This is a genomic window from Streptomyces sp. NPDC054961, assembly GCF_053609145.1.
The window spans coordinates 1-19272 of the sequence record NZ_JBSGWY010000075.1; the positions used below are offsets into that span (position 1 = coordinate 1).

Genomic DNA, 19272 nt, shown 5'->3' on the forward strand with positions numbered 1-19272 from the left:
TGGACCACCGGCACCCCCGTCAACTGGGAACAGACCCACACCCTCACCAACGGCAACATCGTCGACCTGCCCACCTACGCCTTCCAGCGCCGCCGTCACTGGCTGGACGCGCCCGCCGTCACCGGTGACGCGACGGGCCTGGGCCAGAGCATCACCTCGCACGGTCTCCTCGCAGCCGCCGTCGACCTGGCCGGTGAGGGCGGTGCGGTGTTCACCGGGCGGCTGTCCCGCACGGCGCAGCCGTGGCTATCCGGCCACGCCGTCCTCGGCAACGTCATCCTGCCGGGGACCGCGTTCGTCGACCTCGCCATCGCCGCCGGTGACCACCTCGGCGCCGGACACCTCGAAGACCTCACCCTCCACGCGCCGTTGGCTGTGGGAGAGGGTGAGGGTGTTCACCTGCAGGTGACGGTGAGTCCGGACGAGAGCGAGGGGTTCGTCCTCGCGGTGCACTCGCGGTCGGAGAGCGGCGAGGGCGCCTGGGTTCGTCATGCGACCGGGCGTCTGACGTCCGTGATTGCCGAGCCTGTGCCCACCACCGGCGCGTGGCCGCCGGCCGGCGCCGAGCGGATCGACCTCGACGGCCTCTACGACCGGCTCGCCGAGCGCGGCTACGAGTACGGCCCGCTGTTCCAGGGCCTGCACACCGCCTGGCGCACCGGCAACGGCGACCTGCACGCCGAGATCACCCTCCCCGAAAGCGACACCGGTACCACCGGCTTCGGCGTCCACCCGGCGCTCCTCGACGCCGCCCTGCACACCCTCCTGGCGGACCAGACCGAGCACCGCGTCATCCTGCCGTTCGCATGGAGCGGTGTCGCGCTGCACGCCACCGGCGCGACGAGCCTGCGCGTCCACTGGCAGGCCACCGGTGAGAACACCTACGCCCTCGACGCCACCGACCCGGCCGGCACGCCCGTCATCGGCGTGGAGTCGCTCACCGTCCGGGAGATCACCCCCGACCAGCTCGCCGCCACCACGCCGGCCGTCAACGACCTCTACCAACTCACCTGGACCCCCGTCCCCACTTCGGAGGCGAGCACCGAGCCCACCGTCGGCGAAGGCGACCACGCCATCCTCGGCACCGAGGCCTTCGGCCTGGAGGACGTGCCGGTCCACGCCGAGCTGGACACCGTGCCCGCGCACGCCCACGTCCTGCTCACCATCGAACCCTCCACCACCACCGACCCCGCGCACACCCACGCGGTCCTGACCCGCACCCTCGCCACCCTCCAGGCCTGGCTCGCCCACCCCGACCACACCGACGGACATCTGACCGTGGTCACCCGTCACGCGGTCACCACCCACCCCACCGACCCGGCACCGGACCTCACCGCCGCCGCCATCTGGGGCCTGGCCCGCACCGCCCAGACCGAACACCCCCACCGCATCACCCTCCTCGACCTCGACCACCACCCCCTCACCACCGTCACCACTCTGAACACCACCCACCCCCAGACCGCCCACCGCAACCACACCCCCCACACCCCCCACCTCACCCCCACCACCAATGACCAGGGCACCAACACCGAAACCGTTCTCCAACCAGCGGGGACGGTCCTGGTCACCGGCGCCACCGGCACCCTCGGCACCCTCTTCGCCCGCCACCTCCTCACCCACCACCACGCCAAGCACCTGCTCCTGGTCAGCCGACGCGGAGCCGACGCCCCCGGAGCCACCGAACTCGCCGACGAACTCACCGCCCTCGGCGCACAGATCACTTTCGCTGCGTGTGATCTGGCCGACCGGGACGCGACGGCCGAGCTTCTCGCCGCCATTCCCGCAGAGCACCCCCTCACCGCCGTGGTCCACACCGCCGGCGTCCTCGCCGACACCCTCCTCGAAAACCTCACCCCCGAACGCCTCTCCGATGTCCTGCGGCCCAAGGTCGACGCCGCCTGGAACCTCCACGACCTCACCAAACACCTCGACCTGACCGCATTCATCCTCTTCTCCTCCATCACCGGCATCATCGGCAACGCCGGCCAGGCCAACTACGCCGCCGCGAACACGTATCTCGACGCCCTGGCCCACCACCGCCACGCCCACAACCTCCCAGCCACCTCCCTCGCCTGGGGACTCTGGGGCGGCGAAAGCGGCGGCATGGCGGAGGAGCTGTCGCAGGCCGACCTCGCCCGCATCGCACGCTCCGGCATCGCCCCCCTCACCACCCACCAGGGACTCCACCTCTTCGACACCGCCCTCACCACCAACCACCCCGCCCTCGCCCCCGCCCACCTCGACCTGAACGCACTCGACGAGAACGCTTCCCCCGTCCTGCACGGCCTGGTTCCCACCCGGCGTCGCCGCTCGGTGGCGGGCGCCACGGCAGCCGGCGGCGCCAGGGGCACGAACACGGGCGCGAACGCGGGCGGAACGACGCTCGCCGCCCGGCTCGCCGGGCTCGCAGAGGAAGAGCAGCGGCGGATCGTCTTCGACCTGGTGCGCCAGTGCGTGGGCACGGTGCTGGGGCACTCCGGCGGGAGCGGCCTCGATCTCGACCGCGGCTTCCTCGACATGGGCCTCGACTCGCTGACAGCGGTCGAGCTGCGCAACCTGCTCAACAACACCACCGGCCTGCGGCTGACGGCGACGCTGGTGTTCGACCACCCGACGCCCGCTGTCCTGGCGTCCTACCTGCTGGCGCAGGCCGTACCGGATCCGGCTGACGTGCTGCTGGCGGAACTCGACCGGTTCGAGGCGGCCTTCGCACGGAAGCAGTCCGCGGACGAGGTCCGCTCGGGGCTGTCGGCGCGGCTCCAGACGCTGCTCGCGGCGCTGAACGGCACCGAGGACATGGACGACGACACGCCCGACGTCCTCGACCAAATCGGCGGCGCGTCCGACGACGAGATCTTCGCCTTCATCGACAACGAGCTCGGCGCCAACTGACGCATCCAGCCGGCCGATCCGATCGAGCGGCCCCTGAGCCCATCGCTCCTGGGGCGGCTCGCGGCGATCCGTCCCGGCCGACTCCGGCCCAGCCCAGCCCGGCCCGCTCCGCCCCAGGCCCGCCATTGCGGGGGCGAACGGGCCTCACCCGCCCGGCACCCGGTGCACACATACACACGAGAAGAGAGGCCATCCGATGGCAGAACTGACGATCGACAGCAGCCTCTGGCTCCGGCCGCTGCGGCCGACGCCGAGCGCCCGGATCCAGCTGCTGTGCTTTCCGCACGCGGGCGGTTCGGCCAGCTTCTTCAGACCGCTGGCGGGCCGGTTCGACGCGGACGTCGACGTACGGGCCGTCCAGTATCCGGGGCGCCAGGACCGCCGGGCGGAAGCGGCGTTGGAGGATGTCGGCCTGCTGGCCGACCGGATCCGTGAGGCGTTCCGGCCGCCGGACGGGCTGCCCTACGCCTTCTTCGGGCACAGCCTGGGAGCGGTCGTGGCCTTCGAGGTGGCGCGCAGGCTGGAGCGGGACGGGGAGCGCACTCCGGTGGCTCTCTTCGCCTCCGCACGCCGGGCACCTTCCCTGGTCCGCGGTGAGCAGGTCCAGGTCCACCTGATGGACGACGACCAGGTCGTCGCCGAGATCCAGGCGCTCAGCGGCACGTCCGCCGACATCCTGATGGACGACGAGTTGGTACGGATGGTCCTCCCTGCCATCCGAAGCGACTACCGCGCGATCGAGACGTACCGGGCGGCACCCGACGCGGCGCCTCTGCGCACGCCGATCGTCGCCCTGATCGGCGACTCCGACCCCCGGGTCGACGTCGAGGAGAGCGCCGCGTGGAGTGGGCACACCACGGGCGCTTTCGATCTCCAGATCTTCCCGGGCGGCCACTTCTACTTCTCGGACCAGGCGACCGAGAGAGCCGTGGCCATCGCCGTCACCGCCCGCCTGCGGACCCACCTCTGAGCGGGCCGGGCCGATAAACCGGCGGGCGCAGGTGCAGCCGCTCCTGCGTCCGCCGGGGTTCGGTCTCGAACCGTGCGGCCGGCACCTCACGCTGGTCGGCCTCTGGGCCGACCAGGGCCAGGTGACGTGCGGCCCGTGCTGGAGTGCACACCACGTGCGGTTTCGGTCGCGAAGGCGCTGGTACTGGAGCCGACCAGCATGGCCCGCTACCGCGACTACGTCCGAAACGATCATTCCGGCCTTCGGCAGCGTCAAGCCGGCTGAGAAGGCCGGCCGCGAGACGAGCCGTACTCCGCGGTGCGACCACCTCCACCGGCTCGGTGAGGTAGTCCGTCGGCTCCGCTCCCCCGTGCCGCCCGCCTTCAGCGCCGCGGCCTCCCGGCCGCGGCGCTGGACGTGCGACCGCAGTGCGACCAGCATGGCTCCGGACGCACGAAAGACCGTCCTCTCACGGATGAGAGAACGGCCTCCGACCTGCATGAAGCAAAGCCGGGACGACAGGATTTGAACCTGCGGCCCCTTGACCCCCAGATGGCTGCCCCAGGGTCAGAATCCTGACATACAGGGCTATTTGAGGGCGAGAAATGTACATGAATGCGCGTTTCGCGCACCTGCGGGCAGTGGCCCTGGTCCCCAACTGGTCCCCAAACACCCGTCACGCCGAGGTGCCTCCCGGGCGCCCGCTCGGGGTCGCCGCCACGGATTCGGCGTGCATCTCACACGCCTGTCGAACTTCCGGGCCAGCCCTCAAAGCGGGCTGGCCGCACCCCATGTATGACGCTCGCCACCCCCACTGCCGACCTGAGGTCGTGATGGCGGCGCAGGCAAGCCGGTCACGGGTGAGCAGCGTTCCCCGTCACTCGACCGAAGAAAGCCACGCCGCATCCGGTGGGCGTACGCCAGGCCGGGGCGACTCATCTTCGGCATCCCGGGGGCAGGAGCGCACGCGCGTCGCCACGAGCATTGCAGTACATGACGAGGGATTCTCCCCAAGGACGCGACTCGTAGCCACCCACGGCCGCGTCACTCCGCTCCGCCCATCCCGACCAGCGGCGTCGACAAGATCAAGAGTGACGGAGGCGACACGGTTCAGGTCATGGGTCACTGGAGTGGGTGACGTGCGATCAAGACGGGTACTGACGGTGGATTCGAGTGGCATTTTGTTGCATTCCATGATGAATCCCCGCCGTTAAGGCGAGGAACGAGCTGTTCCTCACTCTTGGCCGGATTAGCCGCCTTGTCGGGCGTTCGGGGTCTTTCGGAGGATGGCGCGGCCGAGCACGACCATGGTCGATTCCCGTGACGGCTACTGCACGTCCTGCCCTTTCCCCCAGTCTCCCTGGAGTGTGCTTCCGTGCCCGATGCCACGATCGATCTGCCGCTGAGCTTCGGAGTTCCGGAGCATTTTCAGGACATCGACTTCGCGGTATCCGCGGAGGTGAACACGAACCGGCTGATCGACCGGTTGAACATGGTCGACCCGCAGCCGTCGGAGGCGGAAATCGCGCACGCCGTCCTGGCACAGCAGTCGATGTACGAGATGCTCAGCGCGGCGGGCGCCGTCTACGCGGGCACCCTTCTCTCCGGGCCGACGCGCGAGGAACCGGAGAAGCAGTTGTCGTCCGTGACGCTGACGGTGACCGCGCGCCCCAGTGAGCTGTCGAACGAGCTGACCGTGCACCGTCTGGCCCGCACCATGGGCGCCCTTTACCCGGATGCCGAGGTGGGTGTCGTCCGCCTCGAAGCCGGGCCGGCGGTGCTGCTCACCGAGGAGAGGAAGGTGGAGCGGCCGGTGAACCTCCTGGGCGAGGGAGGTGGCGCCACCGTCGTGCGCCAGCTCCACGTCTTCGTACCCATCCCGGGCCGGCTGGCGATGGCGGACTTCGCCATCGCCACGGAGAACACCGCCGAGTGGGAGGACTGCGTCGAAATCCTCGCCCAGGTCTGCCGCACCATCGTCTTCGCCGAAGCCGCCTGAGAAGGGATCAGCCCGCTATGCGCATCTCGTACCAGATCAGCGAGCAGCTCTACAGCCTCGGCTTCGACCCGGGCAGCGACAAGTACGTCGGCGCCGTCCACTCCGAACTCAACATGTACACCGGCAACGAGCGGGACGCCCTGAGGATCTGGGGCTGGGACCCGAACACGCTCACCGACGCCGAACGCTACAAGATCGACCAGCTGCTGCGGATGTTCGTCTTCCAGGAGAACCAGATCCTCTCCGCCCTGCAGCGCCTGGACCAGGAGTATGGCGAGTACCTGAACTCCAGCCCGGAAGCGGCTGAGCAGGCCGAAGCATTCACCGCCTCACTCCGCACCGACCTGGAGAAGCAGGCGGAGCAGATGAGGAACTGGCAGCCGACGGAGGAGGAGCTGGCAAGGGGCGAATTCAACCCGCCGGACGAATCCGACTTCTGGAGGCTCAGGGACTCGGTGCAGGGCGTGATGTCCTTCATGCACCCGGAGATCGCCCGCAACACCGGCCCCAACTACTCCCTCGCCATGGGCGGCATGAGCTTCACCGGGAACTACTGGCGGCTCAAGGACAACGGTTACGCCCGGGACCGGATCCCCGACGGCTACCTCTACGACCTCATCGACACCGCCATCGCCCTCCAGGCCGAGTTCCAGCTCCAGGCCCTGCTCACCGACCGCGAATTCACCCGCATCATCACGATGCGGGGCCAGGAGTTCGAGTGGCTCAAGGCCGAGGCCGCGCGCAAGGCGGCTGCCGAGCAGGGCAGCGGCTTCTGGTCCCTGTTCGGTGACATTCTGGGCATTGTCTCCGCGGTCGCCGGCATACTGGCCCTCATCCCGGTCTTCACCCCGATCGCGGGGCCGATCGCTGTCGTCACCGCCGTCGCCTCGCTCGGAGCGCACACGGTGGACGCGTCCATCAAGGGCGACTGGGACGCCATGACGTTCGTCGGTCTCGGCGCCGACGCCCTCGCGGCCCTCCCCGGGATCGGCGCGGTCGCCAAGAGCCTGAAAGCCGGCCGAGCCGCCATGAAAACCATCGGCACCGCCGGCAACGCGGTCTCCAAGGCCAGCGTCGTCTCCAAGACCGCCGGCCGCACCTTCCTCGCCACCACCGGCGGCTCCGCCGCCTCCGACGCCTCGGCCGTCTTCAACTACATCGGCACCAAGGGCGCCAAGGTCGTCGGCACGTCCACCAGCAGCGGAAAGATCGCCGGAAAGGTCCTCCAGGGCTCCGTCAACCTCTCCACCCAAGTTCCCCTGGTTGTGGAGCTGGCATCCGGCACGGACATGTCCGACCCGAAGACCGCAGCCACGGGTACCGCTCTGACGGCCAACTACGGGCAGTCCATCGGCAGCTGGGGCGCCGTCGGCGCGGCTGCCAAGAAGTCCGGCACCGTCTCCCTGGCACTGTTCGCGGGGATCATCGGCCGCCGCTGACACCGGCCGCCGTAGGCTCGAGCGGGGGCCCAACCGAAGGTCGTCGTGGTGGAGTCCGTCGCGCTGACCGGTTCTACCTGCTGGGTCATCCGACCGAGCGCGTCGTAGCTCCTGACGGGGGACGGGTTATCACTCCCCTTGACCGAGTCAAGGCGCGCTTCTGATCAGTCAAGTGCGCTGGTGCCCAAATGGTCCCCAAGGGGCACCACATGCCCCTCTGGCCCGCCAGACCTCGATTCACCGGGGCCGGGGACCACCTTGGCGCCAGGCGGCACCTGGGTACGGCCGGGCCGCCGTCGAGGAGAGAACGACGCCTGTCAGTGCGCTATCCGGCGCTGCGTGTGCCGGGCGGCTCCTGGGGGTCCACACCTGTGGAGGCGGAGGCGTCCTTGGTTCCGCTGGGGCGCTGTGAGCGGCCTCGCGGGCCGAGGTCGTGCATGCCCTTGTCGCCGGAGCCCTTGCTCTGGTCCTCCCCGCGGGCGCCCCTGCTCTTGGAGGGGTTGCCGTGGGGATTGCCCGCTTCTTCCTTGGAGACCGTCCTGCCGGGGCCCTTGGCCGGGGCGTACTTCTCCGGGTGGAAGGAGCGGTGGGCGCTCGGGTTCTCCTGCCGAGTGGTCTCGTCCACATCCGGAGACCAGCCGTGTTGCTTGGCTTCCTTGTGCCGGCTGATGCCCTCGCCATCGCGGGGCTGGGACGGCTTCGGTTGCTTGGTCATGACCTGACCTGCTGTCCTGTATCGGGATGAACGCACCTGTACGCGCGCTCTACCCGTGGTAAGGAAATTCTCCCACCCGTCCACCGGGCGGTCATGTCCGCAGCGGCCCGCGCTGCCCTGAGCGGGGCCGAGTGCGGTGGATCCGAGCCTCACTCTCGCCGTTTCAGCGCCCGTGCCAGGCGGGGGAGCTCGTCGTGGAGCAGCCGGCCGGCCAGCGCCCCGCCGAACACGACCACGCCGACGCCGACCAGCCAGGACTGGATGACCAGCACGGTTCCGAACGGGCCGTAGGAGACGGCGCTGGATGCGATCAGCGGTGAGAACACTAGCCGGGAGAACAGCCTGAGGCCGAGCAGCCCGAGCATGGTGGCGACCGCCCCGGGCAGCAGGGTGGCCCAGGCGACCCGGCCGCCGAGCAGGAGCCGCTGGGACCACCAGAAGAACAGGGTGCCGCTCAGCACGGTGACCACCCCGCGGGCCGGGGAATCCCGCCACTGGGGTGTGATCGCGGACAGGAAGAGGATTCCGATGAGGACGGCGAGCCACATCACGTGCCGCCACCTGGCCCACCAGCGGGCCGGGGGCAGGTCCCAGATCTTCTCGTAGCCGCTCTGCACCGCCGCGCCGAACGACAGACCGAATACGGCGAGCACGGCGAGGCCGAATGCCGTCGTGGTCCGCCATGCCTGGCCCGGCAGGGCGAACAATCGTTCGATCTCGCCTCTGGCCGCTGTGGAGACGCCGAGCCCGTCTCCCAGCCATTGCGCGAACCCCCGTCCGCTCGCCGGATCGGCTGCGGACACGACGATCAGTAGCGGCACCAGTGTCAGGAATCCGAGCGCCGCGAATCCCAGTGAAAGCTGCGACAGGTCGATATCGCTGCCCCGCCCCCACCTGCGTCCGGCCCGCGAGCGGCGGATCGCGCTGCGCAGGCGCCCGAACGGAGACAAGCGGCCTACGGCATCGGACGAGATGCCCTCGCTAGGGCGCACTGGGGCGCGCCTCCGAGCCGGGGGCCTCGGTCGGCTGCTCCGCCGAGGCGCCGTGCTCGGGGGCTTTGCGCCAGCGGGCTTCGCAGAACGAGTAGAGGCCGAACACCAGGAGGCCCACCGCCGCGGCGATCAGCAGCACGGGCCCGGCGGGTGTGGTGGCGAACGACCGCAGCGTCTCGTCCATGCCCTTGGCCTGGGCGGGGTCGAACTGCACGGCGGCCAGCAGGACGAACAGCCCGGCCACCGCCGCGACCACGCCGGTCGCCACGCCGCCGACGATGCCCAGCCCCGCGACGACCCGCCGCGTCGTCGGGCTCATCTCGCCAGTCCGGAGATTGTCCTCGAACTTCCGCATCAGGCTGCGCACCACGATCACCACGCCGACGATGACCAGGACGGCTCCGACCACGCCGACGAAGACCCGCCCGAGTGGCCAGTTCAGCACCCTGGCGGTGTAGTCCTTCGACGTCTCGTTGCCGCCGCGGCTCCCCGAGGACCCGCCGACCAGCGCGGTCTGCACCACACCGATGCAGATCACGGCGTAGAAGACCGCCAAGCCCAACGAACCCAGGCGCCGGGTCCACTTGTCACCGCCCGTCACCGCCTGCCCGAACGCCGCCTCGGACAGCCGCCACAGCGCCATCGCCGCCAGCCCCACCACCAGCGCCCACAGCAGCACCCGGCCGAACGGCTGCTCACCAATGGTCCGCACCGCACCGGACCGGTCGGCCTCCTTGCCACTGTCGCCGCCGAAACCCATCTGCACGGCCAGCAGCCCCACCAGCACGTAGATCACACCCCGGGCGCAGAGACCGACCCGGGACAGGACCTCCACGGCGCGGCTGTTGGACACACGCCGCCCCTGGGACCTGGCCTGGGCGGCACCCTTCTTGATGGCCATACGTGGCACCTCCGTGGCCCTGCCATGAGGCCGGCAGGGCGGGCGCAGTGGTCAGTGCTTGAAGGCGTCCTTGATCTTCGCCCCGGCCTGCTTGGCGTTGCCCTTGACCTGGTCACCACGGCCCTCGGCCCGCAGGTGCCAGCTGCCGGTGACACGGCCGACAGTCTTCTTGGCACCGCCCTTGACCGCCTCGGCCTTGTGCGCGATCTTCTTGCCGATACTCATCGGTGGCCACCCTTCGTAAGTCGTGCGCCGGTATGCGGCGTCCTACCGGGGCTCCGACCGGTACTTGAACGGGTTGAGCCTCCGGTGCTCTCCGTCCGGGTCGGCCGCTCGCCCACCGTCGCCTGTGGGCGGGGCGATGCCACGCTGGTCGACGACGTCTTCGCGCCCCTGGTCGACAGCCGCCGTCTCCCGACGCGCGGTACGTCCCGGGCGAGCGTCGTGGCCGCGGCGAGAGGTACGGCGGGCAGGCACCGGCCAGGAGAAGGCTCAGTCCGAGCAGGGCCACGGCTCCGACGACGATGCCGTAGAGGAACAGCGTGCCTGTGGAGCCGGTGACCTCGTAGCCGAATACGGAGAACCCGCCGGTCAGCTCATGCACGCCACCGTCGTTGGTAACGACGCCGGCCACACCGACGACCACTGCGGCGATCAGGAGGACGAGTCCGAGGATGACGAGCATGGCGCGCTCCAGAGGTCTGCTCGCTGTCTCTCCACGGTAGGACTGTCCTGCCCGGGAAGCCACAGGCAGAGGGCGCGTCTACCCTGGGAACAGGGGCTTTGCATCGCTCCGTGAGATCGGCGACATCATGATCGTCCTCGGAATCATTCTGCTGGTCGTCGGCTACGTGGTCGGCATCGCCATCCTGTGGACCATCGGGATCGTCCTGGTCGTCATCGGCATCATCCTGTGGATCCTGGGATCCGTCGGACACAAGGTCGGCGGACGACGGCACTGCTGGTAGCCGCCCCGGACACCGCGCGGGGAACACCCCCGTTCCCGCACGACCCCCGACGCCGAGGACGCAAACAGCACGGCCGTCACGGCCATCCTGCCGCGCCTCCGGCACGCGCAACCGCGAACCGAGGCATCACACCATGGTCCTCGCCTACCTCCTGCTGACCGCCTCGCTCGTGCCGATCATCGTCGGCGCGACCGTCGAAGGCATGCTGTACCTGGTCTTCGCCAGCGCACTGCTCCTGATCGCCGACGTGCCCTACCTCGCCGTGAGGTCAGTACTGCGCCGCCGACGCCCGGCCCACTGACCCGCTTGCCACCACCGCCTCCACTGCCCGCCCAGAGCACATTTCGGGTGATATATGAAATTCTGGAATGTGGCACACCAAGCACGGCACCCGCGGCGGTGACGCTCGCACGCCCCGGTTCTGGCTGCCTGCGTGAGCTGTCAATGAGTGGAGGATGCGATGTGGACCATCGTCATCATCGTGGCCGCCGTGGTGGTCCTGGCCGCCGCAGCAATGACCATGCGGACCATGACCCGGCGCCGGCACCTCCGGGAGCAGTTCGGGCCCGAATATGACCGCACGGTCGAGGCGGGGCAGAGCCGCGGAGCGGCCGAGCGCGATCTCAAGGAGAGGGAGGCGCGGCATGAGGCGCTGGAGATCAGGCCGCTGCCCTCCACCGTGCGGGACCGGTACGCCCGGGACTGGGCCGACGTGCAGGAACATTTCGTCGACAGCCCCGACCAGGCTGTGGGTGAGGCGGACCGGCTCGTGACCACACTCATGAGCGAGCGCGGCTACCCGACCGAGAATTTCGAGCAGCAGAAGCGGGACCTCTCGGTCGAACACTCCCGGACCCTGGACCACTACCGCATCGCCCATGAAGTCAAGGGGCGGGCCCGCAGCAGGGACACCACGACGGAAGAACTGCGGGGCGCCATGGTCCACTACCGGGCGCTGTTCGAGGAACTGCTGAAAGACGACACCGCTTCGCCGGACGAAGAACGCCGCTGAGTGCCCCGCAGCCGCAAGCGGCCGTTCGCCACCACATGGAGGTGAAGGGACATGCAGAGAGTCGTCGACGACCCGAAGCAGTCGGTGCTCGCGGCAGACGGGCTCGTCGCCGAGGTCATGCAGTTGCTCGCCACCACATTCGCCGACCACAAGCAGGGACTCGAAAGCCAATGGCACCGCGGCGAGGAGGTCGCCACCGAGGACCTGCGCCTGGCACTACGCCAGTACCGATCCTTCTTCGACCGCCTGCTCAGCACCTGACCAGCGGGCCGGACCCGCGAAGAGTGTCGTCTGGCTGTGGGCGCTTGGGCGCACGAGACCGGCCGGCATCTCCCTCACGCGGAGAGATCGCGTGGGCAGCCACCGGCCGGTACAGGTACAGGGCCGTCACATGGGGCCGAGGCCCCGCTCGCTCTCCTTCTTGCTCTGGTCCAAGATCCGGCGAGCCTTGTCCTTCAGCCGCCGGCACTCCGCCGGGTGGTGCAGCCGCTGTACCACCAGGAGACGAAGAGTCTGTTGGGCGTCCTGCGGAGCTGCTCGGCCACAGCGTTGCCTTGGCGCCCGGACAAGGGAAGAACGCTGGTCACGGCGCCTCCAGTGGGCGTGGTGGTCGCGTGTGGTCGCAGGCCTCCTGACGATCCGTTCGCCGGGCTGGTCTTCTGCCGACCCGATGGCCGTCCTCTCGGCCCACACCAGGTCCTGGACCGACTCCACCGGCTCTCCGAGGAAGCGGGCGTCCCCAGGATCTCGGTGCACGACCTCCGCCACCTGGCCGCCACCATCACCATCACCGCCGGCGTGCCGCTCACCGTCGTCTCCAAGACCCTGCGGCACTCCACCCTGTCGACCACCGCCAACATCTACGGCCACCTCACCCAGCAGGCAGCCCGCAAAGCCGTCGACACCATCGACCACACCCTCACCGGAGCTGAGAAGGCCAGCCACCAAACGGGCCGTACGCCGTGGCTGCGACCACCACGCGACCACATCCACCGACTCCGTGAGGCTGTGCGCCGACTCTGCTCCCCCTCGCCACCGTCCTTCAGTGCCACGGCCGACAGGCCACAGACCGGACGTGCGACCACATTGCGACCACCATGGCTCCGGACGCACGAAAGGCCGTCCTCTCAAAATTGAGAGAACGGCCTCCGACCTGCGTAAACGCTGGTCGGGACGACAGGATTTGAACCTGCGACCCCTTGACCCCCAGTCAAGTGCGCTACCAAGCTGCGCCACGTCCCGATGCCCGTTGACCTGGGGTTTCCCCTGGCTGAACGCGCAGGAGAACGATACCGCACTTCGGGCAGTGGTCGCGCGCACCTGTGCGGCGGCACCGGCACGGCGCGACGGGGCTTGACCTCAAGTGAACTTGAGGTTGGAAGATCGACTCATGACACAGGCAACCGCGGACACGGGGCTCGGTTACGAGGACCTCGCGCCGCTCATCACGCTCATGACCGGGGCCGAGAAGCACGGCCCCGCCGCCTCCTCCACGCTGGACGCACTGTGGGTGCTCTACGACCGGGTGCTGCGCGTCGGCCCCGGCACCGCCGAGGATGCCGGGCGGGACCGGTTCCTGCTGTCCAAGGGGCACGGGCCGATGGCCTACTACGCCGTCCTCGCCGCCAAGGGGTTCGTCCCCGTCGACTGGCTGAGCGGTTTCGGCGCCTACGACTCGCCCCTCGGGCACCACCCGGACCGCACCCTCATCCCCGGCGTGGAGATCGGCAGCGGCTCCCTCGGACACGGTCTGCCGCTCGCCGTCGGGACCGCGCTCGGGCTGCGGGCCCAGGGGCTGACCGACCCCGCGGTGTGGGTGCTCATCGGGGACGCCGAGCTGGACGAGGGCAGCAACCACGAGGCGCTCGCGTACGCCGGCTCGGCCGGGCTGGAGCGGCTGCACACGATCGTGATCGACAACGACTCCGCGACCCACGGCTGGCCGGGCGGCATCGCCTCCCGTTTCGAGGCGGCGGGATGGTCGGCGACCACCGTGGACGGCCGGGACCACGCGGCGCTGCACGCCGCGTACACCGCGCCGCACCCGGGCCGGCCGCACGTCGTCGTCGCCCGCGTCGAGAAGAAGCAGTAGCAGCAAGAAGCAGCAGAAGCACGGATCAAGAAGCAGGGGGAGACATGGACACCATGCGCGAACGGTTCATCTCGGTCACATCTCACGCACTCGACGAAGATCCCCGGCTGGCCCTGGTGCTCGCCGAGATCACCATGGACGGCTTCCGCCCCGCCCGGGACCGCCACCCGGACCGGGTGGTCAACGTCGGCATCCGCGAGCAGCTGCTCATCGGTGTCGGCGCCGGGCTGGCGCTCACGGGAATGCGGCCCGTCGTGCACACCTTCGCCAGTTTCCTGGTGGAACGCCCCTTCGAGCAGATCAAGCTCGACTTCGGGCACCAGGGCACGGGCGGGGTACTGGTCAGCGCGAACGGGAGCTACGACTGGCCGGCCGGCGGTTACACCCACATGGCACCGGGTGACGTGGCCCTGCTGGACACCCTGGACGGCTGGACCGTCCACGTCCCGGGCCACCCCGACGAGGCCGAGGCACTCCTGCGCCACGCCTACGCCGCGGGGGACGACAAGGTGTACGTCCGGCTCTCGGCGCAGTCCAACGCCGGAGCCCGGCCCGTGACCGGCCTGGGGTTCCGGACGGTACGGGAGGGGCGCGCGGGCGTCGTGGTCGCCGTCGGCCCGCTGCTCGACCACGTCCTCGCCGCGACCGAGGGCACGGACCTGACCGTCCTGTACGCGCCGACCGTGCGGCCCTTCGACGACGCGGCCCTGCGCGCCGCCGCCGGGCGCGGCGCGGCGGACGTGGTCCTGGTCGAGCCGTACCTCGCGGGCACCTCGACGGCAGCCGCCAACGACGCCCTGGCGCACGTTCCGCACCGGGTGCTCGGCCTGGGCGTGGGCCGCGCCGAGCTGCGCCGCTACGGCACGCTCGACGAGCACACGGCCGCCCACGGCCTCGACCCGGCTTCGCTGCGCGCCCGCATCGCCGCGTTCACCGGGAGCTGAGCTCCTCCGCGCCTCCCGCCGCACCGGCGCCCGCCTCGGGGTGCCGCGGCGAGGCGTGGGGGGCCGCCCGCCCCTCACCCGCCCCTCGCCCCCACCCGCCCCTCGCGCTCACCCGCACCGGCCCGTCGGCCGGTCGTCCGCCCGCGGTTCGTCCCCGCGGCGCGCGTCCCGCCGGTCCTCCCGTTCGTGCACCCGTCGCACCAGCTCCGCCGCCAGGTCCTTCACCGTCGCCAGCCCCGCCAGACCCCACCGCCTCGGCACCACGTCCACCGCGCACACCGTCCCCAGGACGATCCCGCGCCGGTCGGTGAGCGGCGCGCCCACGTAGGAGCGCACCCCGCTCCCGTCCACGACCGCGTTGCCCGCGAAGCGCGCGAAGTCCCGTACGTCCTCGAGCACCAGGGCGCGCCGCCGCACCACCACGTGCGGGCAGTAGCCGTGGTCCCTGGCCAGCGCCCGTGCCGGGTACCCGCTGGCCGGGGCGCCGGCGGCGTGGTGCAGCCCGGCGAAGAACTGCCTCTCCTCGTTGATGAAGTTGATGCCGGCGTACGGCGCGGCCAGCGCGTCCGCGACCGTGCGCGCGAAGGCGTCCAGTTCGCCGTCCGCCCGCTCGCCCAGGCCCAGTTCGCGCAGCCGGGCGACGCGCGCGGGCGCCTCCCGGTCCACCGGTGTGAGCAGCAGGTGCCCGGTCGACTCGTAGTAGGTCATGGTGTCTCCCCCGAATTCCGTATCACTGCGGATACTTCGACAGCAGGTGGTGGACGAGTGCGGCGAGCGTTCCCGTGCCGGAGCCGGGCAGCCGCGCGTCGCACCGCAGGACGGGCACCTCCGGCCCGAGCCCCACCGCTTCCCGCACCTCGTCGGCGGCGTAGCGGTGTCCGCCGTCGAACTCGTTGACGGCGACGACGAAGCCGATCCCGCGCCGTTCGAAGAAGTCCACGGCGGGGAAGCAGTCGGCGAGGCGGCGCGTGTCGGCGAGCACGACGGCCCCCAGCGCGCCCGCGCACAGCTCCTCCCACAGGAACCAGAAGCGCTGCTGGCCGGGCGTGCCGAAGAGGTAGAGCACGTGCCCCCCGTCCAGGGTGATCCGGCCGAAGTCCAGCGCCACGGTGGTGGTCGTCTTCGCCTCGACCCCCGCCAGCGGGTCGGCTGCCCCGCTCAGCCCGCTCAGGGCCTCCTCCGTGCTCAGCGGCTCGATCTCGCTCACCGCGCCCACGAAGGTGGTCTTGCCCGCCCCGAACCCGCCCGCGACCAGGATCTTCAAGGTCGCGGGGAGGGCCGGGGCGGGTGTCTCACAGCTTTCTGCGCAGGCCATCGAGCACCGCCCGGAGCAGGGACTGGTCGTCGGCGGCGAAGGAGCCGCCGCCCGGGAAGCGCGGCGCCCGCACCGTGACGGCCCCGTGTTCCATCAAGTCGGACAGGAGCACCTTGACCACCACCGCGGGCAGCCTCAGCTGTCCCGCCACCTCGGCGACGGTGACGGCCGCCGCGCCCGCGCACAGCCGGAGCGCGAGCGTGTGTTCGGGGCCGAGCGGCGCACGGGGGCGTACTCCGGTCGCCGTGACCAGTGACAGCAGGTCGAGGGCGACGGCCGACCGGGTCCGCCCGCCGCTCGCCGTGTAGGGGCGCATCACCCGGCCCGCCGAATCGTCCACCCACGGCGTGTCGCGCGCCGTGCGCGGCACCCCGGGCTCCCCCGGTGCCCCACGGACCCCGAACGCGGCCGTCGCACTCCTCGTCCCCGCCCCCCTCGTCCCGGCCCCCATCACTCCGCGTCGGCGGCGGGCCGCCTCGGCGGCGCGGCCAGGTACGGGCGCACGCTCTTCACCAGCATCGCCATCTCGTAGCCGAGCACGCCCGCGTCGGCCTCCCGGTCCGCCAGTACGGCCAGACAGGTGCCGGACCCCGCCGCCGACACGAACACGAGGGCGGTGTCGAGCTCGACCACCACCTGCCGGACCTCGGCGCCGTCCGCGAACCGCGATCCGGCGCTGCGGCCCAGCGAGTACAGCCCGGAGGCGAGCGCCGCCAGGTGGTCGGCGCTGTCGGCGTCCAGCCCGTGCACGCACGTGACGAGTCCGTCGGCGGTCAGCAGCACCGCGCTGCGCGTGTAGGGCACCCGCTGGACCAGGCCGCTGAGCAGCCAGTCGAGATCCGAGAGCCGACTGGTCGTGGTCGTCACTTCGCCGCCCATGGGGGTGCGCTCCTTCGCTGTCGGGTGAGGGGCCGGGGTCACGTGTGGTGCTCCGACTGGGCGAGGCCGAAGCCCCGCTGGAAGGCCGCCATCAGGCCCGGATCGTGGACGGGCTGCTCCGCGCCCGGGTCGCGCACGGCCCGGGGTACGGGGGCTTCGCGCAGTGGGGGCGCGAGGTGGTCCTGAGCCCGTCGCCGGGGCAGCGGCGGCCGCTCCCCACCGCTCCGGGCGGCCGGCACGGAGAACGGGACCGGAGCCTGCTCGGGAGCCGGCTGCGGCGGTACGCGCACCGCGGGCGCCGCCACCGCCGCGGACGCCGCACCCGGCGCCGGGGCGGCCCCCGAAACGACCGCGGGGACGGGCACGGGCACGGGCAGGGGGGCGGGCATGGACACGGGCACGGGGCCGGTCAGGGGCCCCGTGCCCGGCACGCCGGCGGCCCAGGCCGGGGCGGACGGAGGCGGGACGGTCGGAGGCGGGACGGTCCGGGGCGGGACGGTCGGCTCCCTCCTCGGCGGGCTCACGCGTACCGGTTCCAGCGACGGGGCGCCCGCCCCCGCCCCCTCCCCGGTCCCCCACGAGGTGGCCCGCGGGCCGGCCAGGGCGTCGGCCTCGCCCGGGACCTGCGCTCCCAGCAGCTCCAGGGGCAGGACGAGGACGGCGAGCACGCCGCCGTAGATGTTGGACTTGAGCTCGACGGCGATCCCGTGCCGCCGGGCCAGCGCGGAGACGACGAACAGGCCGATCCGGCCGTCCGCCAGCAGGTTCCGGACGCTGATCTGGTCGGGATCGCTCAGCAGGGCGTTCATCCGGCGTGCTTCCTCGGGCGGCATCCCGAGGCCCCGGTCCTCCACCTCGATCGCGATCCCGGAGGTGACCCGCTCCGCGCGCAGCACCACATCGGTGTCCGGGGCCGAGAACACCGTGGCGTTCTCGACGAGTTCGGCGAGCAGGTGCACGACGTCGGCGACGGCGTGTCCGCGTACGGTGCCGCCCGCCGGGGGCACCACCTTGACCCGGGTGTACTGCTCGACCTCCGCGACCGAGGAGCGCAGCACCTCGCTCAGGTCGATGGGCCGGGTCCACTGGCGGCGCGAGGCGGCGCCGCCGAGCACGGCGAGGTTCTCGGCGTGGCGGCGGATCCGGGTGGCGAGGTGGTCGACGTGGAAGAGCTCCTTGAGCAGGTCCGGGTCCTCGACCGTGTCCTCCAGGTCGTCCAGCAGCGAGATCTCGCGGTGGACCAGGGACTGGAGGCGGCGCGCGAGGTTGACGAAGACCTCGACCTTGCGGTCGCTGTCGGAGGGCGCGACCGGGCCGCCGAGCCGGACCAGGGTCGTGTGCGCGTGTTCGCGGGCTCCTCGCAGCTCCTGGGAGAGCAGCCAGAACTCGTCCAGTCCCGCCGTGTCGCCCCCCGCCGCCGGCCCGTCGGGGCCGCCGCGCACCGGGCGGGCGGGGAGTTCCCCCCGTTCCAGCCCCTCGGCGGCCGTACGCAGCTCCTGGCGGCCGCGGACGCTGGAGCGGCGCAGCGCCTCGCAGCGGTCGCGGACGGTGTTGGCCGCGCGCTGGGCCCCGAGCAGGGCGGCCGCGAGCGCGCCGACGACGAGCAGGGCGCATCCGGTGAGCACCGGCCAGAGCCTGGGGTCGCGGGCACCCGCGCCGCCGCCGAGCTGGAGCGTGAAGATCACCGCGGCGGCTCCGCTGAGCCCGGCGGCCAGCGTGGGCAGGACGGCGGCGCGGATCAGCTGGGGCCGTATGTGCCGGCCGGGACCGGTGACGGCGTGTCTCGACGGGGAGTGGCGGGCGGCGCGGAGTCCGGACATCTTCGTCCTCGGTCAGTGGGGCCCGGCCCCCGGGCGTCCCGGGATCCGGTGTTGATCACCGGATACCCACGCTAGACCGCACTCTCCCGCCCCGGACGGCCAGTTGGGGAACTTGCCCCGGGTGCTTCCCGCTCCCGATGGAGCGCTCGCACGACAGCCCGAATGCGCCGGTGGCGCGTACGCCCGTGCCGGCCGGGGGCGCGCACCAGCCGCCCGGGCCGCCCCACGCGCCCCGCCCGATCCGTCGGGCGCTGGAGATTCGGGCCGGGAGACCGTGGAGGGGGCGGCGGGGGGGCGGGGCCGGGGGGGGGCGCGGGGGGGGGGGGGGGGCGGGCGGCGGCGCGGGCCCGCGCCC

20 protein-coding genes and 1 tRNA gene are annotated in these 19272 nt (G+C 71.4%); 11 read left to right on the forward strand and 10 right to left on the reverse strand.

The annotated features are described in order from the left end of the window. The 4 genes from ACWF9Z_RS35530 to ACWF9Z_RS35545 all read left to right on the forward strand — a co-directional run. On the forward strand, nucleotides 1-2892 hold a 2892-nt coding region (locus ACWF9Z_RS35530; protein WP_453609606.1), incomplete at its 5' end, for an SDR family NAD(P)-dependent oxidoreductase. A gap of 196 nt (nucleotides 2893-3088) precedes the next feature. Continuing rightward, entirely contained in the window at nucleotides 3089-3862 is a 774-nt protein-coding gene (locus ACWF9Z_RS35535; RefSeq protein ID WP_453609608.1) for a thioesterase II family protein, read from the forward strand. Between the two features lie 1354 nt (nucleotides 3863-5216). Beyond that, entirely contained in the window at nucleotides 5217-5840 is a 624-nt protein-coding gene (locus ACWF9Z_RS35540) for a hypothetical protein (protein WP_453609610.1), read from the forward strand. A 17-nt stretch (nucleotides 5841-5857) separates the two neighbouring features. Next, nucleotides 5858-7279, forward strand: coding sequence for a hypothetical protein (locus ACWF9Z_RS35545; protein WP_453609612.1), 1422 nt, complete (start codon nucleotides 5858-5860; stop codon nucleotides 7277-7279). Between the two features lie 325 nt (nucleotides 7280-7604). Here ACWF9Z_RS35545 and ACWF9Z_RS35550 read toward each other — a convergent pair whose 3' ends face one another. The 4 genes from ACWF9Z_RS35550 to ACWF9Z_RS35565 form a co-directional block, all read right to left on the reverse strand. Further along, nucleotides 7605-7994 carry a hypothetical protein gene (locus ACWF9Z_RS35550; RefSeq protein ID WP_453609614.1) on the reverse strand — a complete coding sequence of 130 codons (390 nt, stop codon included), beginning with the start codon at nucleotides 7992-7994 and terminating at the stop codon, nucleotides 7605-7607. 149 nt (nucleotides 7995-8143) lie between these two features. Then, nucleotides 8144-8944 (reverse strand): ribonuclease BN, encoded by an 801-nt coding sequence (locus tag ACWF9Z_RS35555; RefSeq protein ID WP_453609616.1) that lies wholly within the window; start codon nucleotides 8942-8944, stop codon nucleotides 8144-8146. Between the two features lie 31 nt (nucleotides 8945-8975). Continuing rightward, nucleotides 8976-9887, reverse strand: coding sequence for a DUF1206 domain-containing protein (locus tag ACWF9Z_RS35560; protein WP_453609617.1), 912 nt, complete (start codon nucleotides 9885-9887; stop codon nucleotides 8976-8978). Between the two features lie 51 nt (nucleotides 9888-9938). Beyond that, nucleotides 9939-10112, reverse strand: a complete 174-nt coding sequence (locus tag ACWF9Z_RS35565; protein ID WP_362064443.1) for a CsbD family protein — start codon at nucleotides 10110-10112, stop codon at nucleotides 9939-9941. A gap of 587 nt (nucleotides 10113-10699) precedes the next feature. Here ACWF9Z_RS35565 and ACWF9Z_RS35570 point away from each other — a divergent pair. From ACWF9Z_RS35570 to ACWF9Z_RS35590, 5 genes are all read left to right on the forward strand, one after another. Beyond that, on the forward strand, nucleotides 10700-10855 hold the full coding sequence (locus tag ACWF9Z_RS35570; protein ID WP_453609619.1) for a DUF6131 family protein: 156 nt from the start codon (nucleotides 10700-10702) through the stop codon (nucleotides 10853-10855). 133 nt (nucleotides 10856-10988) lie between these two features. Continuing rightward, nucleotides 10989-11156, forward strand: a complete 168-nt coding sequence (locus ACWF9Z_RS35575; protein WP_453609621.1) for a hypothetical protein — start codon at nucleotides 10989-10991, stop codon at nucleotides 11154-11156. A gap of 159 nt (nucleotides 11157-11315) precedes the next feature. After that, nucleotides 11316-11867: a hypothetical protein gene (locus ACWF9Z_RS35580; RefSeq protein WP_453609623.1), complete on the forward strand. Its 552-nt coding sequence runs from the start codon at nucleotides 11316-11318 to the stop codon at nucleotides 11865-11867. 51 nt (nucleotides 11868-11918) lie between these two features. Continuing rightward, a complete protein-coding gene (locus ACWF9Z_RS35585) occupies nucleotides 11919-12128 on the forward strand; it encodes a hypothetical protein (RefSeq protein WP_453609624.1) in 210 nt (69 codons plus the stop codon). A 345-nt stretch (nucleotides 12129-12473) separates the two neighbouring features. Further along, on the forward strand, nucleotides 12474-13004 hold the full coding sequence (locus ACWF9Z_RS35590; RefSeq protein ID WP_453609626.1) for a tyrosine-type recombinase/integrase: 531 nt from the start codon (nucleotides 12474-12476) through the stop codon (nucleotides 13002-13004). Between the two features lie 28 nt (nucleotides 13005-13032). On the opposite strand, the gene ACWF9Z_RS35595 is transcribed toward ACWF9Z_RS35590, so the two are convergent. Further along, a tRNA-Pro gene (locus ACWF9Z_RS35595) sits at nucleotides 13033-13109 on the reverse strand. 148 nt (nucleotides 13110-13257) lie between these two features. Between ACWF9Z_RS35595 and ACWF9Z_RS35600 the strand changes: the two genes are divergently transcribed. Both ACWF9Z_RS35600 and ACWF9Z_RS35605 read left to right on the forward strand, forming a co-directional pair. Beyond that, complete coding sequence (locus ACWF9Z_RS35600; RefSeq protein WP_453609628.1) at nucleotides 13258-13959, forward strand: transketolase; 702 nt, start codon at nucleotides 13258-13260, stop codon at nucleotides 13957-13959. Nucleotides 13960-14003: 44 nt separating this feature from the next. Beyond that, nucleotides 14004-14903: a transketolase family protein gene (locus ACWF9Z_RS35605; RefSeq protein WP_453609630.1), complete on the forward strand. Its 900-nt coding sequence runs from the start codon at nucleotides 14004-14006 to the stop codon at nucleotides 14901-14903. 108 nt (nucleotides 14904-15011) lie between these two features. Here ACWF9Z_RS35605 and ACWF9Z_RS35610 read toward each other — a convergent pair whose 3' ends face one another. The 5 genes from ACWF9Z_RS35610 to ACWF9Z_RS35630 form a co-directional block, all read right to left on the reverse strand. Beyond that, complete coding sequence (locus tag ACWF9Z_RS35610; RefSeq protein ID WP_453609632.1) at nucleotides 15012-15611, reverse strand: GAF domain-containing protein; 600 nt, start codon at nucleotides 15609-15611, stop codon at nucleotides 15012-15014. A gap of 22 nt (nucleotides 15612-15633) precedes the next feature. After that, nucleotides 15634-16218 (reverse strand): GTP-binding protein, encoded by a 585-nt coding sequence (locus ACWF9Z_RS35615; RefSeq protein WP_453609633.1) that lies wholly within the window; start codon nucleotides 16216-16218, stop codon nucleotides 15634-15636. Continuing rightward, nucleotides 16196-16534 carry a DUF742 domain-containing protein gene (locus ACWF9Z_RS35620; protein ID WP_453609638.1) on the reverse strand — a complete coding sequence of 113 codons (339 nt, stop codon included), beginning with the start codon at nucleotides 16532-16534 and terminating at the stop codon, nucleotides 16196-16198. Before ACWF9Z_RS35620 ends, ACWF9Z_RS35615 begins: the two co-directional genes overlap by 23 nt. Nucleotides 16535-16668: 134 nt before the next feature. Beyond that, a complete protein-coding gene (locus tag ACWF9Z_RS35625) occupies nucleotides 16669-17097 on the reverse strand; it encodes a roadblock/LC7 domain-containing protein (RefSeq protein ID WP_453609635.1) in 429 nt (142 codons plus the stop codon). Nucleotides 17098-17135: 38 nt separating this feature from the next. Continuing rightward, nucleotides 17136-18917, reverse strand: coding sequence for a sensor histidine kinase (locus ACWF9Z_RS35630; RefSeq protein ID WP_453609637.1), 1782 nt, complete (start codon nucleotides 18915-18917; stop codon nucleotides 17136-17138). Nucleotides 18918-19272 lie beyond the last annotated feature (355 nt).

Coding starts and splice junctions, on each gene's coding strand:
- ACWF9Z_RS35605 (WP_453609630.1), top strand. CDS start 14,004: ATGGACACCATGCGCGAACGGTTCATCTCGGTCACATCTCACGCACTC.
- ACWF9Z_RS35615 (WP_453609633.1), bottom strand. CDS start 16,218: ATGGCCTGCGCAGAAAGCTGTGAGACACCCGCCCCGGCCCTCCCCGCG.
- ACWF9Z_RS35580 (WP_453609623.1), top strand. CDS start 11,316: ATGTGGACCATCGTCATCATCGTGGCCGCCGTGGTGGTCCTGGCCGCC.
- ACWF9Z_RS35545 (WP_453609612.1), top strand. CDS start 5,858: ATGCGCATCTCGTACCAGATCAGCGAGCAGCTCTACAGCCTCGGCTTC.
- ACWF9Z_RS35585 (WP_453609624.1), top strand. CDS start 11,919: ATGCAGAGAGTCGTCGACGACCCGAAGCAGTCGGTGCTCGCGGCAGAC.
- ACWF9Z_RS35625 (WP_453609635.1), bottom strand. CDS start 17,097: ATGGGCGGCGAAGTGACGACCACGACCAGTCGGCTCTCGGATCTCGAC.
- ACWF9Z_RS35610 (WP_453609632.1), bottom strand. CDS start 15,611: ATGACCTACTACGAGTCGACCGGGCACCTGCTGCTCACACCGGTGGAC.
- ACWF9Z_RS35570 (WP_453609619.1), top strand. CDS start 10,700: ATGATCGTCCTCGGAATCATTCTGCTGGTCGTCGGCTACGTGGTCGGC.
- ACWF9Z_RS35600 (WP_453609628.1), top strand. CDS start 13,258: ATGACACAGGCAACCGCGGACACGGGGCTCGGTTACGAGGACCTCGCG.
- ACWF9Z_RS35550 (WP_453609614.1), bottom strand. CDS start 7,994: ATGACCAAGCAACCGAAGCCGTCCCAGCCCCGCGATGGCGAGGGCATC.
- ACWF9Z_RS35560 (WP_453609617.1), bottom strand. CDS start 9,887: ATGGCCATCAAGAAGGGTGCCGCCCAGGCCAGGTCCCAGGGGCGGCGT.
- ACWF9Z_RS35620 (WP_453609638.1), bottom strand. CDS start 16,534: ATGCGCCCCTACACGGCGAGCGGCGGGCGGACCCGGTCGGCCGTCGCC.
- ACWF9Z_RS35535 (WP_453609608.1), top strand. CDS start 3,089: ATGGCAGAACTGACGATCGACAGCAGCCTCTGGCTCCGGCCGCTGCGG.
- ACWF9Z_RS35630 (WP_453609637.1), bottom strand. CDS start 18,917: ATGTCCGGACTCCGCGCCGCCCGCCACTCCCCGTCGAGACACGCCGTC.
- ACWF9Z_RS35575 (WP_453609621.1), top strand. CDS start 10,989: ATGGTCCTCGCCTACCTCCTGCTGACCGCCTCGCTCGTGCCGATCATC.
- ACWF9Z_RS35565 (WP_362064443.1), bottom strand. CDS start 10,112: ATGAGTATCGGCAAGAAGATCGCGCACAAGGCCGAGGCGGTCAAGGGC.